The organism is Streptomyces sp. NPDC057253 (assembly GCF_042669125.1).
Taxonomy (GTDB): Bacteria; Actinomycetota; Actinomycetes; order Streptomycetales; family Streptomycetaceae; genus Streptomyces.
Genome location: NZ_JBHUXV010000102.1, coordinates 20,400 through 34,616, shown reverse-complemented (window position 1 = coordinate 34,616; position 14,217 = coordinate 20,400). Strand labels below are relative to the sequence as shown.

The following is a 14,217-nucleotide window of genomic DNA, read 5'->3' as shown; positions in this document are numbered from 1 at the left end:
GTGTGGAACCGGGGGCCCGCCCTCCGCACTGCCGGGAGGGTCAGCCGACGTCCGAGGCGTCCAGGCGGTACAGGCCGCTGTAGGCGCTCACCGCCGTGCCGTTCTTCTTGACCCAGGTGGAGATCTCGGAGTTCGAGGAGCCCTGACCGGAGTCGCTGACGACGATGTAGTGCAGCTTGCCGGACTTCACCAGGCTCTTGAGCTTGGCGAGGGTCATCGCGTTGTCGGAGCCGGACCAGCCGCCCATGGAGATCACCGGCTGACCGGACTCCAGGATGATCGAGGAGGCGGTCTGGTCGGTGGCGACCGCGACCAGCCAGGTGGCGCCGTCCTGGTGCTTCTGGAGATACGTGATCATCGCGGAGGAGACCTCACCGCCCATGCCCCCGGCGGTGCGGGCGGACTCGGTGCCGGTGGTCGCGGTGCCGGTGGTCGCGGTGCTGCCCGACGGGGGTTCGCCGTTGGACGGGGCGCCGGAGTTGGTGGAGCCGCTCGTGCTGCCGCCCGGGCCGCCGCTGCCGCTCGGGCGCTGGCCACCGCCGCCACCCATGCCCCCGCCCATGCCGCCCGTGCTCGGACCGGCCGTCGGGTTGGTGCCGTTGGTGCTGGAGGTGGCCGCCGACGCAGAGTAGGCCGCGGGACCGGCGAGGAGGGCGACGACCGCCGCGAGGGCCGCGATGCCCGTCAGCCGCCGCCGTCCGGTGAACCGGCCGAGCAGCAGCCCGATCACCGCGACCGCACCCGCGACCCCGGCCACCACCTCGGCGACCGTGTACAGCGTGCCGGAGCCGGAGACCCGCTGGAGCAGGACGACCGCCCACACCGTGCTGCCCGCGATCGCGGCCGGCAGCACCCAGGCCCATTTCGCGGCGGAGCCCGTACGGAAGGCCTGGTACAGCATCACGCCGCCGATACCGGCCAGAGCGGCAACCCCGGGCGCCATCGCGGTGACGTAGTACGGGTGGAAGGTGCCCTCGGCGAGCGCGAAGGTCAGGTAGTGCAGGACGAACCAGCCGCCCCACAGCATCAGCGCCGCCCGCCGGGCGTCCGTGCGCGGAGCCCGCCCGCGCAGCACCAGACCGCCGATCAGGGCGATCAGGGCGAAGGGGATCAGCCAGGAGATCTGGCCGCCCATGATGCTGTTGAACAGCCGGTACAGACCCGCCTCGCCGCCGAAGCTCGCGCCGTTGCCCTGCGAGCCGACCGAGGAACTCGCCCCGAAGATCCGGCCGAAGCCGTTGTAGCCGATGACCAGGTCCCACACGGTGTTGTCGGTGGAGCCGCCGATGTAGGGCCGGGAGGAGGCGGGGATCAGGTCGACGACCACCATCCACCAGGCACTGGAGACGACCAGGGCGACGGTCCCGGCGGCGAGGTTGCGGATCCGGCGGCCGAGCGAGCCCTTCGCCGCCCACAGGTAGACCAGGAAGAAGGCCGGCAGGACGACGTACGCCTGCATCATCTTGGTGTTGAACGCGAAGCCGATCGCCACGCCGGACCACACCAGCGGCAGCATCCGTCCGGTGCGCACGGCCTTCATCAGCGCGGCCGCGCCCAGCAGCATCAGGAAGACCAGGATGGGGTCGGGGTTGGTGTCCCGGTTGATGGCGACGGTGATCGGCGTCAGGGTCAGCGCGAGCGCGGCGATCGTGCCCGCGACGGCGCCGAAGTCCCGCTTGACCATGCGGTACAGCAGGGCCACCGAGCCGGTGCCCACGGCCACCATCGGCAGCATCAACTGCCAGGTGCCGTAGCCGAGGACGCGGGCCGAGAGGCCCATCACCCAGAGCGCGAAGGGCGGTTTGTCGACCGTGATGAAGCTGCCGGAGTCGAGGGCGCCGAAGAAGAGCGCCTTCCAGCTCTTGGTGCCGGAGTAGACGGCCGCGTCGTAGAAGGTGTTGCCGGTGATGGACGACAGGTTCCAGGCGTACAGCGCCGTGGCGAGGACCAGGATCGCCCACAGGGCGGGACGGGCCCAGCGCGGGTCCTCGGGGGCACCCGTGAACAGTCTGCGCAGCCGGCTGCCCGGGGCGGGCGGCACGGCCCGGTGCCTGCCGTCCTGGGTGGTCGGCGCGGGCGGTGGGGCGAGGGTCGTCATGGCACGTACTCCAGGTCTCCGAGCGGTGGTTGCCCTGACCCTCGGGTCCGGTGCTGGGTGATCCCTGTGGCTTCGCTGAACGAAGGATGAGAATCAGCGGACTCACAGGAAACTCACGGCGGAGCCCGATCCGGCACCTGGAAAAGACGGTTGGCGCGGCACCGGGACGGTTATATTCCTGGGAACCGAGACGGGCCGCCGGGGGCGGGGGACGCGGTGACGGGGGATGTATGGGCAGAGCCGCGATCGTCTTCGTCCATGGGCTGTTCTCCTCGTCGGAGACCTGGCGCGACCTCCGGGCGCAGTTATCCGGAATGCCCGGCCCTGCACAGGAATTCGATTTGCTTGCATTCGACTATGCGTCACCGCGCACGTCGATGAACCCGCTGCGCAAAATGCCGACGTTCGACACCGTGGCGGAAAGTCTGCGGAGTTATCTGGACGGCCAGCCGGTCTCCCACGAGCGCCTCGTCTTCGTCACCCACAGCCAGGGCGGACTCGTGGTCCAGCGGTATCTGGCGCGGATGCTGGAGGAGGGCCGCGGCTGGGAACTCGCCCGGATCCGGCGGGTGGTCATGTTCGCCTGCCCCAACAACGGTTCGGATCTCCTGCTGTTGTCGCGCCGCGGTCTCATGGGCCTCGTCGGCGGCAGCCAGGAGCGTGAACTGCGGCCGCTCCAGGGGCCGGTGCTGGAAGCGCAGCGCCGGGTGCTGACGGGCATCGTGCACGCTCCGCACGTGTCGAGCGACAGCTGCCCGATCCCCTTCGTGTCCTACGCCGGCGAGAGCGACAACGTCGTGCCGCACGCCTCGGCCGTGAGCGTCTTCCCCCAGGCCGGTGTGCTGCCCGGTGACCACTTCTCCATCATCAGGCCCGGCTCCGACGGGCGGCTCGCGCGGGCTCTCCAGGGTGATCTGGAAAAGGCCCTCAGGGAGCCTTTTCCCGAGGAGTCCGTCTCCGGTGCGCCCACCCACGCGCAGTCGCAAGGACGCGGCGAGGACTTCCTCGCGGAACACCGGTTGTTCGGACCGGTGGTCGTCCAGACCGGCTCCTCCACCACCCAGTTCTTCATTCACGGCGGCCCGCTGGAACAACTGTCCGGTATCGACATCGTGGTGTCCTCGGAGAACATCTACTTGCAGATGTCCCAGTTCTTCAAGTCCTCCACCTCGGGCAGTCTGCGCCGGGCCGCCGCCCACAAAGGGGCCGGTGGCGAGATCCTGGAGGACGTGGCCGGCGACGGACTCATCGCGTGGCTGCGGGCCAACGCCCGTTACGGTCTCCCGGTGCTGGAGGGCACGGTCGCGCCGACCTCCTCCGGCGCGCTCGCCGAATGCAACATCCACCGCATCTACCACGCGGCCGTCGCCACCCCGGTGGACGACGGAACCGGTGACTACCTCGTCAACCGGAACGCCGTCACCCGGGCCACGCACAACATCTTCAAGGTGGCCCGCGCGGAACGCCGTGAACTGGGCCTGCCCCTCAGCTCCATCTGTCTGCCCCTGCTCGGGTCGGGGCGCGGTGACATGACGCTGGCCAAGAGCTTCGAGCTGGTCTGGGACGCGCTGATGACCGAGCTGTCCGACGACAGTTCCTGGAGCATCCACTTCGCCGCCCGCAGGAGACGCAGCTTCGAGCAGCTCAAGGAACTGCTGCTGGCGAAGAAGGCGGAGAACGAGGCCGCGCACGTCAACCGGCGCACGATATGACGCCGGGGTACCGTTGACCCATGGCGAGCGCCGACGGCGACGAAGCGTGCCCTGAACCGGCCCCGGGTGCCGACAGGCTGTGCCTGCTGCACGTCCACGACGCGTTCCTCGCCGCAGAGCTCCAAGGCATCGCGTCCGAGGGCGAGTGCGCCTTCTGCGCCGGTGCACACGGCGGCCCGGCCCCGGTCGTGGCGGTGCCGGTCGTCTCGATCGCCCGGCTCACCGACGTGGTCCTGTCCGCGCTGTCCGGACACGGCTCTCCCAAGGCGCCGCCCGATCCGGTCCAGGCCGTCACCGAGCACTGCCGGCCGGCGCTCGACGGCGAGGTGCTCAAGGCCGTTCTGGGCTACATCGACCAGCGGCAGTGGAGCGGGAAGCCCGTCGTGTTCGTGCCCCGTTCCTGTGCGGTGCAGGAGAACTGGGACTGGCTGTGCAGCACGGTGGCCGAACGCGACCTGGACTTACCGGGCAGCGATCCCTCACCCGGCTCCGACCGGGACCGGCTGGAGTCCCTCATGGGCCGGATCGCCGACATGGTCCGCGAGGAGGGGCTGATCAAGGAGGCCGCACCGGGCGCCGAGATCTGGCGCGGCCGGATGCGCCCCAACGGCGACCTCCCCGGCTTCCGGGCGTCCGACATCGGATCGGTGCCCGCCGAGCGCGCGGCGGAGAACCGGATGAGCCGATCGGGGGTCCCGCTGTTCTACGGCTCCGCCGACCGGGACACGGCCGTCGTGGAGCTCGCCGCCCGGGACGGACGCCGCCCCTTCGTCGCCGTCGCGGCCTTCGAGACGACCCGACCGCTGCGGATGCTCGACCTCGCCGACATTCCGGACCTGCCGAGCCCCTTCGACCAGAAACAGGCCGAACGCCGTGACTGCCTGGTCTTCCTGCGGGACTTCGCCCGGGACCTCAGCCGCCCGGTCTTCTACGACGGCCGCAAACACCGTGACTACCGGCCCACGCAGTACGTCACCGACTACTTCCGTGCGTCGGCCGAGCCGTGGGTCGACGGCATCCGCTTCCGCTCGGCCCACAACGACGGCGTGAACTACGCCCTGTTCGTCGACGCGACCCAGTGTCTGGAACCGCACGCCCCCGGCGGCCTGGGCACCCTGCGGCTGATCGCCGGCTCCGAACAGGTACACGACCTCAACCGCAGCCACGTCACGCAAGCGGTCTAGACTCTGCCGAACGGCCTGCTGGTCCGGCCGAATGCGGACATCCTCTGCCAGACCCGAAGGGTATTCGGCGCCTTGATACGGATAGATTCAGTCACCAAGCGGTACCCGGACGGCACGGTGGCGGTAGACCGGCTCTCGTTGGACATACCCGACCGCTCGATCACCGTCCTCGTGGGACCCTCGGGCTGCGGCAAGACGACGACCCTGCGCATGATCAACCGGATGGTGGAGCCCAGCGAGGGCACCATCCTGATCGACGGCAAGGACAGCCGGCAGCAGCCGGTCAACACACTGCGCCGGTCCATGGGGTACGTCATCCAGAACGCCGGTCTCTTCCAGCACCGCACGATCGTCGACAACATCGCCACCGTGCCCCGCATGCTGGGCTGGGGCAAGGACAAGGCGCGGGCCCGGGCGCGGGAGCTGATGGAGCGGGTCGGGCTCGACGGCTCGCTCGCCAAGCGGTACCCCTACCAGCTCTCCGGCGGCCAGCAGCAGCGCGTCGGGGTGGCCCGGGCGCTCGCTGCCGACCCGCCGGTGCTCCTGATGGACGAGCCCTTCTCGGCCGTCGACCCCATCGTGCGCAAGGGCCTTCAGGAGGAACTCCTGCGCATCCAGGCGGAGTTGGGCAAGACCATCGTCTTCGTCACCCATGACATCGACGAGGCCGTCAAGATCGGCACGATGGTCGCCGTGCTGCGCACCGGCGGCAAGCTCGCCCAGTACGCGCCGCCCGCCGAACTGCTCTCCCACCCCGCCGACGCCTTCGTCGAGGACTTCCTCGGCACCGACCGGGGCATCCGCCGGCTCTCCTTCTTCGGCTCCGCCGGACTGCGGCTGCTCACCGGACCGGTGATCGCCTCCGACGCCACCGCCGAGCAGATCGCCGCCCGCGCCACCGACGAGGCCCCCTACCTCCTCGTCACCGACCTGGACGGCCGGCCCCTCGGCTGGAGCGAACCGCGGAACCTGACCGCCGGCAGCATCGATCCCGCTCGACTGCTGTCGTACGGGCGGCCGTTCGTGGCCGGCACCGACTCGCTGCGGGCCGCCCTCGACTGCGCGGTGCTCTCGCCCACCGGCTGGGCCGTCGGCGTCGATGCCGAGGGGCGGGTCGCCGGAGTGGTCTCCCAGCAGGCCATCGGCGAGGCGATCCGCGGGGCGCACGCGGAAGGCCGTAGCGGCTCCGAGGCCGTGCGGTGAACGGCTTCTTCGACATCCCCAGCGACCTCCAGCACAGCTGGTTCGGGCTGATCGGCCTGCACCTCCGGGAGGCCCTGCTGCCGGTCCTCGCCGGACTGGTGATCGCGCTTCCGCTGTCCCAACTGTGCGTGCGCTTCAGGTGGTTGTACCCGCCGGTGCTGTGGGTGACGACCGTGCTGTACGCCATCCCCTCGCTGGCCTTCTTCGTCGTCCTCATCGACTACACCGGCCAGACCGAGCTCACGGTGATGATCCCGCTCACCGTCTACACCCTCGTCATCCTGGTCCCGGCGATCGTCGACGGCGTCCGCTCGGTGCCGCAGGAGACCCTCGCCGCCGCGACCGCGATGGGCTTCGGGCCCGTACGCCGTTACGCCCTGGTCCAGTTGCCGATCGCGGTGCCCGCCATCATCGCGGGACTGCGGGTGGCGACCGTGTCGAGCATCTCGCTCGTCAGCGTCGGCGCCCTCATCGGCAACCAGGGCGCGCTGGGCAACCTCATCAACGACGCGAACATCTACAACCGGCCCGAACTCGCCGTGAACGCCGTGCTGACCATGGCGGTCCTCGCGATCCTCGCCGACGGGCTCCTGGTCGTCGTACGCCTGCTGTTGACGCCGTGGATGCCGAGCGGCGCGCGGGCGCGCCGCGCGCAGCGGCCCGAACCGGAGGTCGCCGCCCGGTGAACGTCCTCAACTTCATCAACGCGTTCTTCAGCGACAGCGCCCACTGGCAGGGCTACGACGGGATTCCGACCAGGCTCTGGGAGCACGTCCAGTACACCCTGGAGGCGCTGGCCATCGCCGCGGCGATCGGACTGCCGGTGGGCCTGGTCACCGGGCACTACGGGCGCGGCGGCAACGCGCTGGCCTTCATCGCCGTCGCCGGACGGGCCCTGCCGACCTTCGGTCTGCTGGTGCTGATGACGCTGTCGCTCGGGTTCGGACTCATCAACGTGATGACCCCGCTGGTCGTGCTCGCCGTGCCGCCGATCCTCGTCACCACGTACGAGGCGATGCGGTCGGTGGATCCCGCGCCGGTGGACGCGGCGCGGGGGATGGGCATGCACGAGGTGGAGGTGCTGTTCCGGGTCGAGCTGCCGGTCGCGCTTCCGCTCATCCTCGGCGGGCTGCGGTCGGCGGCGATCCAGATCGTGTCCACGGCCACGATCGCCGCGTATGTGTCTTTGGGCGGGCTCGGGCGGTACATCGTGGACGGGCTCTACCAGCGCAACTACGAGAAGGTCGTGGGTGGGGCGACGCTCGTCGCTGCGCTGGCGTTGGTCACGTTGGCGGTGTTCTGGGGTGTTGCTCGGTTCACCGTTTCTCGCGGGGTGCGGCGGAGTGCGTAGGAGCGCCTGACGGGGTGCCGCGGTCGGTTGTTTGGCGGCCGCGGCGCCGTTGTGGCTTGTCGCGCAGTTCCCCGCGCCCCTGGACCAGTCACCCTTCTGTACGCGCCAAGGCCTGTTCCAGTACAACCAGCAGGGCGTCCCTCACCGAACCCCGTTCCCTCGCGTCGAACACGATCACCGGGACGCGGTCGTTGACGTCCAGGGCCCAGCGGACCTCGTCCAGGGTGTGGTCGACCTTGCCGTCGAAGGCGTTGACGGCCACCGCGAACGGGATCTGCTTGTGCTCGAAGTAGTCGACCGCGGCGTAGCAGTCGTCGAGGCGGCGGGTGTCGACGATGACCAGGCCGCCGACCGCGCCCTCGACGATGTCGTCCCACATGAAGCCGAAGCGCTCCTGGCCGGGCGTGCCGAACAGATACAGCTTCAGGGTCGGGTCGACGGTGATGCAGCCGAAGTCCATCGCGACCGTGGTCGTGGTCTTGCGCGGGGTGTGGCTGAGGTCGTCCACGCCCGCGGCGACCTCGGTGATGGCGGCCTCCGTGGTCAGCGGCTCGATCTCGGAGATCGAGCCGACCGCGGTGGTCTTGCCCACCCCGAAGCCGCCCGCGATCACCATTTTGACCGGCAGCGGCGGTCGTACGGCGCCGGAGGGCGCGGCCGAGGGCCGAGTGGCCGGTTCAGTCGGTGTCACGGAGTACCCCTCGGGAGTCGGGGATGGCACGCAGGCCGTCGATGAGCCTGCGCAGGACGGAGGCGTCGTGGGTGACGCCGGTGTCGGGCACGTGCACCGTCAGCTGCCCCGCCGTGCGCAGGTCCTCGGCGAGGATCCGCACCACGTTCAGGTGCAGCCGCAGCCGGGCCGCGATCTCCGCGATGGACTGCGGGATGCGGCACGCGGCGACGATGTCGTGCTGTTCGAAGGCCAGCCGGTCGAGCACGGCGAGTCCCTCGGCGGTGGCCACCACCTGGGTCTCCACGGGCATCGTCCGGCCGGACGGATCGGGTGCCACCCGGCCGGCGGTGACGAGGAACGGCCGTACGGCGGGCACGGGGCCGCCCGGCCCCGGGTCCGGAGGCGTGCTGCCGTCCGCCATGACTGCGCTTCCTCCTCGGTCAGCGCTTCGACGTGGTGCCGACGCTGTTCTTCAGCTCCAGCACGAGCTGAGGGCTGAGCGCGGCACCGGCGCGGTTCGCGAACAGGGTCATCTCGTACGCGATGTTGCCGAGCTTGGCCTCCTTGTCGGTGACGACGCCGAGCACGGCGCCGCTGCCGATCGCGGAGACCAGGACGTGGCCGCCCTCCAGGTCGATGATGACCTTGTTGAGGCCGCCCAGGCCGTAGTTGCCGGAGGCGCCGGCGGCCAGGCTCGTAATGCCGGAGACGATCGCGGCCAGACGCTCGGAGTCCGCGTGCTCACGCAGCTCCGACACGGCGATGAGCAGCCCGTCCGAGGACACCGCGATGGCGTCGACGACGCCCGCGGTCTCCGTCGCGAAACGGTTCAGCAGCCAGGTGAAGTCGGCTGCGGCGGCCTGCAGATCGGCGGGCGTGCTGCCTCCCGTAGGCGTGTCACCTGTGGACGTGCTCACTGCTCCGCTCCTTCCGGGGAGTGGTTCTGTTCGTGCGGGGGGTTGGATGCGGTCTGGTGGGTTTCCACGGTGTCCTTCAGGACCGGTCTCGAGTGGCTGCCGGTGTCCCGGTGGGCGCGCTCCACGGCCGCCTCGAACTCGTCGAGCGCGTCGCGCACGGCCTCCGCGTCGGCGGGCGGGACAGGAGCGGTCCTCGGTACGGCGTCGGCACCGAGGGTGGTCCGCAGCGTGGCCCCGCGGACCCGGCGACGCAGGGGGCGGGCGCCGGTGGGGTCGTCGGCGGGGTGGTCGGCGGTGCCGGGTGCCTCGCCGGCCGGGACCGTGGCGGACGCCGTCGGCTCACCGGGGCGGGCCTTCGGGATGAACGGGGTGGTGGAGGAGGGGGATTCGGAGTCCGGGGCGGCGGAGGCGATGTCGCGCTGCGGGACCCGGCGCGGGAGCGGGGAGGTGTCGTCGGCGTCGGCGGCTGCGGTGACGCCGGGCGCGGGGGTGGTGGTGCGCCGGTCCCCTGTGGCTGGGGGTGTCTCCTGGCCGGACTCGGGCTGGGCCGCCGTAGAACCCGTGGCCGGAAGCGGATGCGGGGTGGGTGTCGGGTCCGGGGCGGTGTCCGGGCCGGGGGTCGAGGCCCAGGACGGTGCCGGGCGGGATGCCGTGCCGGTGTCCGGGCGGGCGGCCGCCGGGGCCGTGTCGGCGTGCGCCGGGGTCGGGAGCGGTGCGGAGTCCGGTCGTGCCGTCGTCGTCGCGGTTCCGGCGGCCACCGCCACCGGGCTCATCGTCAGCAGGAGGGAGGACGGGATGGTCACCTCGGCCGTCACGCCGCCGCCGGGGGTGCGGGAGAGGGTGACGCCCACCTCCCAGCGGCGCGCCAGCGTGCCGACCACGAAGAGACCGAGGACCTTCGTCGGGACCAGGTCGAGGCGCTCGCGGCGGATGAGGCGGGCGTTCTCCTCCGCCAGGCGCTCGGCGCTCATGCCGAGACCGTGGTCGGAGATCACCACCAGCGCACCCTCGCGGCTGTCCTTGACGATCACCTCGACCGGGCTGCCCGCGGGCGAGAACGACACCGCGTTCTCGACGAGTTCGGCCACCATCAGCGTGAGGTCGCCGATGATGTCGGGCTCGACCATGACCTCGGTGCCGGCCTGGAGGGAGACCCGCTGGAACCCCTCGATCTGCCCGAGCGCGGCCCGCACCACGTTGGTGAGGGCGAGCGGACCGGAGTCGAGGACGGTCTCGCGGATGCCCGCGAGGAGCATCAGGCTGTCGGCGTTGCGGCGCAGGCGCACCGCGATGTGGTCGATGCTGTAGAGGCGTTCCAGCAGCGCCGGGTCGGTCTCGCCGCGCTCGACCGCGTCGATCAGCGCCAGCTGCCGCGTGGTGAGGTTGCTGACCCGGCGGCCCACGTTGCCGAACATCTCGGCGACGTTGCGCCGGCTGAGCACCTGGCGTTCCAGCAGCGCGACCGCGGTGGTCTGCACCTGGTTGAACACATCGGCGAGGTCACCGATCTCGTCCTTCGCGGTGACCGGCATCTCCTGGAGCCGCGGCGTCCCGGTGTCCTCGGTGTCGTCGTCGGCCACGCGGGCGAGCTCACGGCCCGCCACCTCGGCGACCTGCTTGGCGGCACCGGTCAGCGCCTGCACCGGCCGCACCACCGAACGCCGTACGGCGACCGAGAAGGCCAGCCAGAGCACGAAGCCCAGCAGGGCGGAGCCGAGCAGCCAGATCGCGTTGGTGCGCGCGTCCCGGGAGGCGGTGTCGGCGCGGTGGGCGATCTGGTCGATCAGCGAGGTGGTGGTCTTCAGCCGGGTCCGGGCCTGGGTGCGGTAGTCCGGGTAGGAGTCGAGCGCCTCCTGGAAGGCGGCCTTGATGTCGGACTGGCTCTCGGCCTGGAGCGAGCCCGGGTCGATCTGGAGCTCGGCGTACTGCCGGGCGATGGTCGCCTGGGCGCTGTTGTGCTCGATGTCGCCGAGTTCCTCGGTCTGCTCCGGGGAGGCGAACCGGCCGAAGCGCTCGACCTGGTGGGTGTACTCGTCGTAGGAGCCGATCGCGCCGATCAGCTCGATGAGGGCGTTGGAGTCACCGGTCGTCGCGGAGAAGACACCCGTCTCGAAGGAGCCGTGGGCGGCGTCGGCGCGCAGCAGCGAGTCGAGCAGGTTGCCGGTGAAGGTGGCCGCGAGAGCCGGGTTCCGGTCGAGCCCGAGGCCGTCGATCAGGCCCTTGGCGGCGTCGCTGTAGGCCGGGTCGATGTTGTCGGCGGGCAGATACGCCTTCTCGATGGTGTCGCGCAGGTCCTCCAGCGCGCTGACCTCGCGCAGCGCCTCGGCCTCGTCGTCCGGCAGCCGGTCGCCGAAGGTCGTGCGGACCTTCTCGACCTGGTTGTCCACCCGGAGCTGGGCCTCGCGGTAGGCGGTCTGCGAGGGGGTGTCACCGGCCCGGTTGGACTGGTGGCGCACGGAGAGCAGTACGGCCTGCTGGTGCTCGGCCTCCAACTGCCCGACCAGCTTGGCGACCTGGGCGCTGTCCCGCACCAGCTGGGCGGCCTTCGACGCGTCCTGGGACTGGCCGACCTGGTCGGCGAAGAGGTAGGCCAGCAGCGCGGCGACCACCGCGAGCGGCACGCCCACCAGGATGTTGAGCTTGCGCCGGAACGGCCAGCGCTCGGCGAAGTCCCGCAGGCCCCGGTCGTCGCGTACATCGACCCGGCTCGGCGGCGGTGCCGACCGGGTGGACGCGTCCACCTCGTTCGTGGACACCAGCCCTCCTTCATGGATGTCCCGGCCGACACGCGCTGAGCGCGCATGACCGATTCTGATCGCTACGGGACGGTGCATAGGGACACCTCAGTGGCTCCCGCACGCCTGTGTGACCGGCGCCAACTTCGGCGAGACTACAGCCTCTTCGGACAGCGCTTCCCGCCGCCCTGAGTCAAGAATCCGTTACAACCTGTCGGCGCCCGGCGGGCCGGTTTCGCTTTTCCTTCACAACCCAGTGGTGATTGAGGCCAATTGTGACCAGGCCGGTCTTGACTGGGCGAGAACAGGCTGGATTGGATCAGGGCAAGGGCTTCCCCGAAGCCGAGGGCTTCACTCCAAGCCCCCTGAATCCTCTTGAGTCCCCCTGAGTCCGGAACGGGAATCGTGACTGTTACCGCCGTACACCGCAGGTCCATCAGGAAGAACCCCGGCCTGGCCGCCGTCGCGCTCGCCGCCGCCACGGTCCTGCTGGCGGGATGTGGGTCCTCCGACGACACCTCCGACCCGCTCAACGAGGCCAGCGGGGGTGCCGGCAACAGCGACACCGTCGTCGTCGGCTCCAACAACTTCGCCGAGAGCATCCTGCTCGCCGACATCTACGGCGAGGCCCTGAAGGCCAAGGGCGTCAAGGTCACGTACAAGCCCAACATCGGCAGCCGCGAGACCACGTACGGCCTGCTGAAGAACGGCTCGATCACCGTCCTGCCCGAGTACAACGGCTCGCTGCTGGCCTACCTCGACAAGGACGCGGCGCAGGAGTCGGCCGCGGCCGTGAACACCGGGGTCAAGGCCAAGCTCGACCCCAAGCTGACGCTGCTCGAGTCGGCGCCGGCGGAGGACAAGGACTCGGTCACGGTCAACGCGGACACCGCGAAGAAGTACAACCTGACCTCCGCGTCCACCCTCGCCGACCTCAAGAGCATCGCCGGGGAGCTGGTCATCGGCGGTTCGCCCGAGTTCCAGACCCGGCAGCAGGGCCTGCTGGGCCTGGAGTCGGAGTACGGCCTGAAGTTCAAGTCCTTCAAGGCGCTCGACGCGGGTGGTCCGCTGACGCAGGCGGCGCTGAAGAAGAACACCGTGCAGGCCGCGGACATCTTCACGACCGACCCGACCATCACCAAGGAGAAGTTCGTCGTCCTCCAGGACCCGAAGAACCTCTTCGGCTTCGCGAACGTGACCCCGCTGGTCTACAAGTCCAGTCTCAGCCAGGAGGGCGTGGCCGCCCTGAACGCGGTCTCCGCCAAGCTGGACACGAAGGCGCTCCTCGACATGGACTCCCAGGTCCAGCTGGAGAACAAGGACCCGCTGGATGTGGCGAAGGCCTGGCTGAAGGCGAACGGGCTGGGCTGAACCGGTTCCGGCTTCCGGGGCGTGCCTCTCGTGGGTGCGCCCCGGTGCCGGTTTCCGGGCGTGCGTCGCTGTAAGTCACCGTCCGCCCAGTTCCGCCCGTACCCGCGCCGCCGCTCCCACCACCACCGCGTCCCCGCCGAGCAGGGCGGGCAGCACTCGCAACGGCCGGCCGCTGACCGGGGGTTCGGCTGTCAGGGCGTGGTGGACGGGCGGTGCCAGCAGGTGCCAGGCGCGGGTGACGCCGCCGCCCAGCACCACGGTGGTCACGTCCAGCAGGCCCGCCGTGACCAGCAGCGCCCGCGCCACGGCGGCCCCCGCGTCCTCGTACACGGCGAGCGCGTCCGGGTCGGCGGCCGCCGCCACCTCGCGGGCGCTCACCGTACGGCCGGTCCGCTCGCCGTACCGGGCCGCGATCGCCCGCCCGGAGGCCAGCGTCTCCAGATGCCCGCGCCCTCCGCACGTGCAGGGCAGCTCGCCGAAGCCGGGGACGTGCCCGATCTCGCCCGCCGCGCCGTGCGGCCCGCCGTACAGCGCGCCGTCCAGCCACAGGGCTCCGCCGACCCCCGTCCCGAGGGTCATCCCGAGCACATGCCGCTCCCCGGCGACCGCCCCGGCCGTCGCCTCGCCGCGCAGGAACGCGTTGACGTCGTTGTCCAGGAACGCCGGCACCCCTAGCGCCGCCTCGAACACCGCCGTCACCGCGAACCCGGCCCAGCCCCGGAACGAGTCGCTGGCCACCAGCACCCGCCCGCCCACGGCGTCCACCACACCCGCCGCCCCGACCCCGACCCCGAGCAGCCGTGCGTCGTTGCGGTCCAGCAGCAGGCGTACGGCAGCCAGCGCGGCCCCGGTCATCGCGGCCCCGCCGGCGGTCGCCGGGGTGGCCGTCTCCAGCCGGTCCACGACTGTCAAGTCCTCTGCGCACAGGGCCACTTGCGTGGTCGTACCGCCGATGTCCACACCGGCGAACACC

12 protein-coding genes are annotated in these 14,217 nt (G+C 70.9%); 6 read left to right on the top strand and 6 right to left on the bottom strand.

Annotation, left to right across the window (positions count from 1 at the left end):
• Positions 1 to 40: 40 nt before the first annotated feature.
• Positions 41 to 2,098 carry an ArnT family glycosyltransferase gene (locus ACFULQ_RS37345; RefSeq protein ID WP_383552805.1) on the bottom strand — a complete coding sequence of 686 codons (2,058 nt, stop codon included), beginning with the start codon at positions 2,096 to 2,098 and terminating at the stop codon, positions 41 to 43.
• 86 nt (positions 2,099 to 2,184) lie between these two features.
• On the opposite strand from ACFULQ_RS37345, the gene ACFULQ_RS37340 reads away from it, so the two are divergent.
• From ACFULQ_RS37340 to ACFULQ_RS37320, 5 genes are all read left to right on the top strand, one after another.
• Positions 2,185 to 3,810 carry an alpha/beta fold hydrolase gene (locus ACFULQ_RS37340; protein ID WP_383552802.1) on the top strand — a complete coding sequence of 542 codons (1,626 nt, stop codon included), beginning with the start codon at positions 2,185 to 2,187 and terminating at the stop codon, positions 3,808 to 3,810.
• A 20-nt stretch (positions 3,811 to 3,830) separates the two neighbouring features.
• Positions 3,831 to 4,994: an RES family NAD+ phosphorylase gene (locus tag ACFULQ_RS37335; protein WP_383552799.1), complete on the top strand. Its 1,164-nt coding sequence runs from the start codon at positions 3,831 to 3,833 to the stop codon at positions 4,992 to 4,994.
• 72 nt (positions 4,995 to 5,066) lie between these two features.
• A complete protein-coding gene (locus ACFULQ_RS37330; protein ID WP_383552796.1) occupies positions 5,067 to 6,197 on the top strand; it encodes an ABC transporter ATP-binding protein in 1,131 nt (376 codons plus the stop codon).
• Positions 6,194 to 6,883, top strand: a complete 690-nt coding sequence (locus tag ACFULQ_RS37325; protein ID WP_383552793.1) for an ABC transporter permease — start codon at positions 6,194 to 6,196, stop codon at positions 6,881 to 6,883. Before ACFULQ_RS37330 ends, ACFULQ_RS37325 begins: the two co-directional genes overlap by 4 nt.
• Positions 6,880 to 7,548, top strand: coding sequence for an ABC transporter permease (locus ACFULQ_RS37320; protein ID WP_383552790.1), 669 nt, complete (start codon positions 6,880 to 6,882; stop codon positions 7,546 to 7,548). Before ACFULQ_RS37325 ends, ACFULQ_RS37320 begins: the two co-directional genes overlap by 4 nt.
• Positions 7,549 to 7,636: 88 nt before the next feature.
• On the opposite strand, the gene ACFULQ_RS37315 is transcribed toward ACFULQ_RS37320, so the two are convergent.
• Genes ACFULQ_RS37315 through ACFULQ_RS37300 form a run of 4 tightly spaced genes read right to left on the bottom strand, consistent with a single transcriptional unit; the run spans position 7,637 to position 11,894 of the window.
• Positions 7,637 to 8,239, bottom strand: a complete 603-nt coding sequence (locus tag ACFULQ_RS37315) for an ATP/GTP-binding protein (RefSeq protein WP_383552788.1) — start codon at positions 8,237 to 8,239, stop codon at positions 7,637 to 7,639.
• Entirely contained in the window at positions 8,226 to 8,642 is a 417-nt protein-coding gene (locus ACFULQ_RS37310) for a DUF742 domain-containing protein (RefSeq protein WP_383552785.1), read from the bottom strand. Before ACFULQ_RS37310 ends, ACFULQ_RS37315 begins: the two co-directional genes overlap by 14 nt.
• Positions 8,643 to 8,661: 19 nt before the next feature.
• Positions 8,662 to 9,138 carry a roadblock/LC7 domain-containing protein gene (locus ACFULQ_RS37305; protein WP_383552782.1) on the bottom strand — a complete coding sequence of 159 codons (477 nt, stop codon included), beginning with the start codon at positions 9,136 to 9,138 and terminating at the stop codon, positions 8,662 to 8,664.
• Positions 9,135 to 11,894 (bottom strand): ATP-binding protein, encoded by a 2,760-nt coding sequence (locus ACFULQ_RS37300; RefSeq protein ID WP_383552780.1) that lies wholly within the window; start codon positions 11,892 to 11,894, stop codon positions 9,135 to 9,137. The genes ACFULQ_RS37305 and ACFULQ_RS37300 overlap by 4 nt, the downstream gene beginning before the upstream one ends.
• 384 nt (positions 11,895 to 12,278) lie before the next feature.
• Between ACFULQ_RS37300 and ACFULQ_RS37295 the strand changes: the two genes are divergently transcribed.
• Complete coding sequence (locus tag ACFULQ_RS37295) at positions 12,279 to 13,244, top strand: ABC transporter substrate-binding protein (RefSeq protein WP_383552776.1); 966 nt, start codon at positions 12,279 to 12,281, stop codon at positions 13,242 to 13,244.
• A gap of 75 nt (positions 13,245 to 13,319) precedes the next feature.
• Here ACFULQ_RS37295 and ACFULQ_RS37290 read toward each other — a convergent pair whose 3' ends face one another.
• Complete coding sequence (locus ACFULQ_RS37290; RefSeq protein WP_383552812.1) at positions 13,320 to 14,216, bottom strand: ROK family protein; 897 nt, start codon at positions 14,214 to 14,216, stop codon at positions 13,320 to 13,322.
• Position 14,217: the final 1 nt, after the last annotated feature.

Bases quoted from the DNA above. Each gene is read 5' to 3' on its own strand.
- ACFULQ_RS37345 (WP_383552805.1), bottom strand. From the start codon at position 2,098: ATGACGACCCTCGCCCCACCGCCCGCGCCGACCACCCAGGACGGCAGG.
- ACFULQ_RS37340 (WP_383552802.1), top strand. From the start codon at position 2,185: ATGAGAATCAGCGGACTCACAGGAAACTCACGGCGGAGCCCGATCCGG.
- ACFULQ_RS37335 (WP_383552799.1), top strand. From the start codon at position 3,831: ATGGCGAGCGCCGACGGCGACGAAGCGTGCCCTGAACCGGCCCCGGGT.
- ACFULQ_RS37310 (WP_383552785.1), bottom strand. From the start codon at position 8,642: ATGGCGGACGGCAGCACGCCTCCGGACCCGGGGCCGGGCGGCCCCGTG.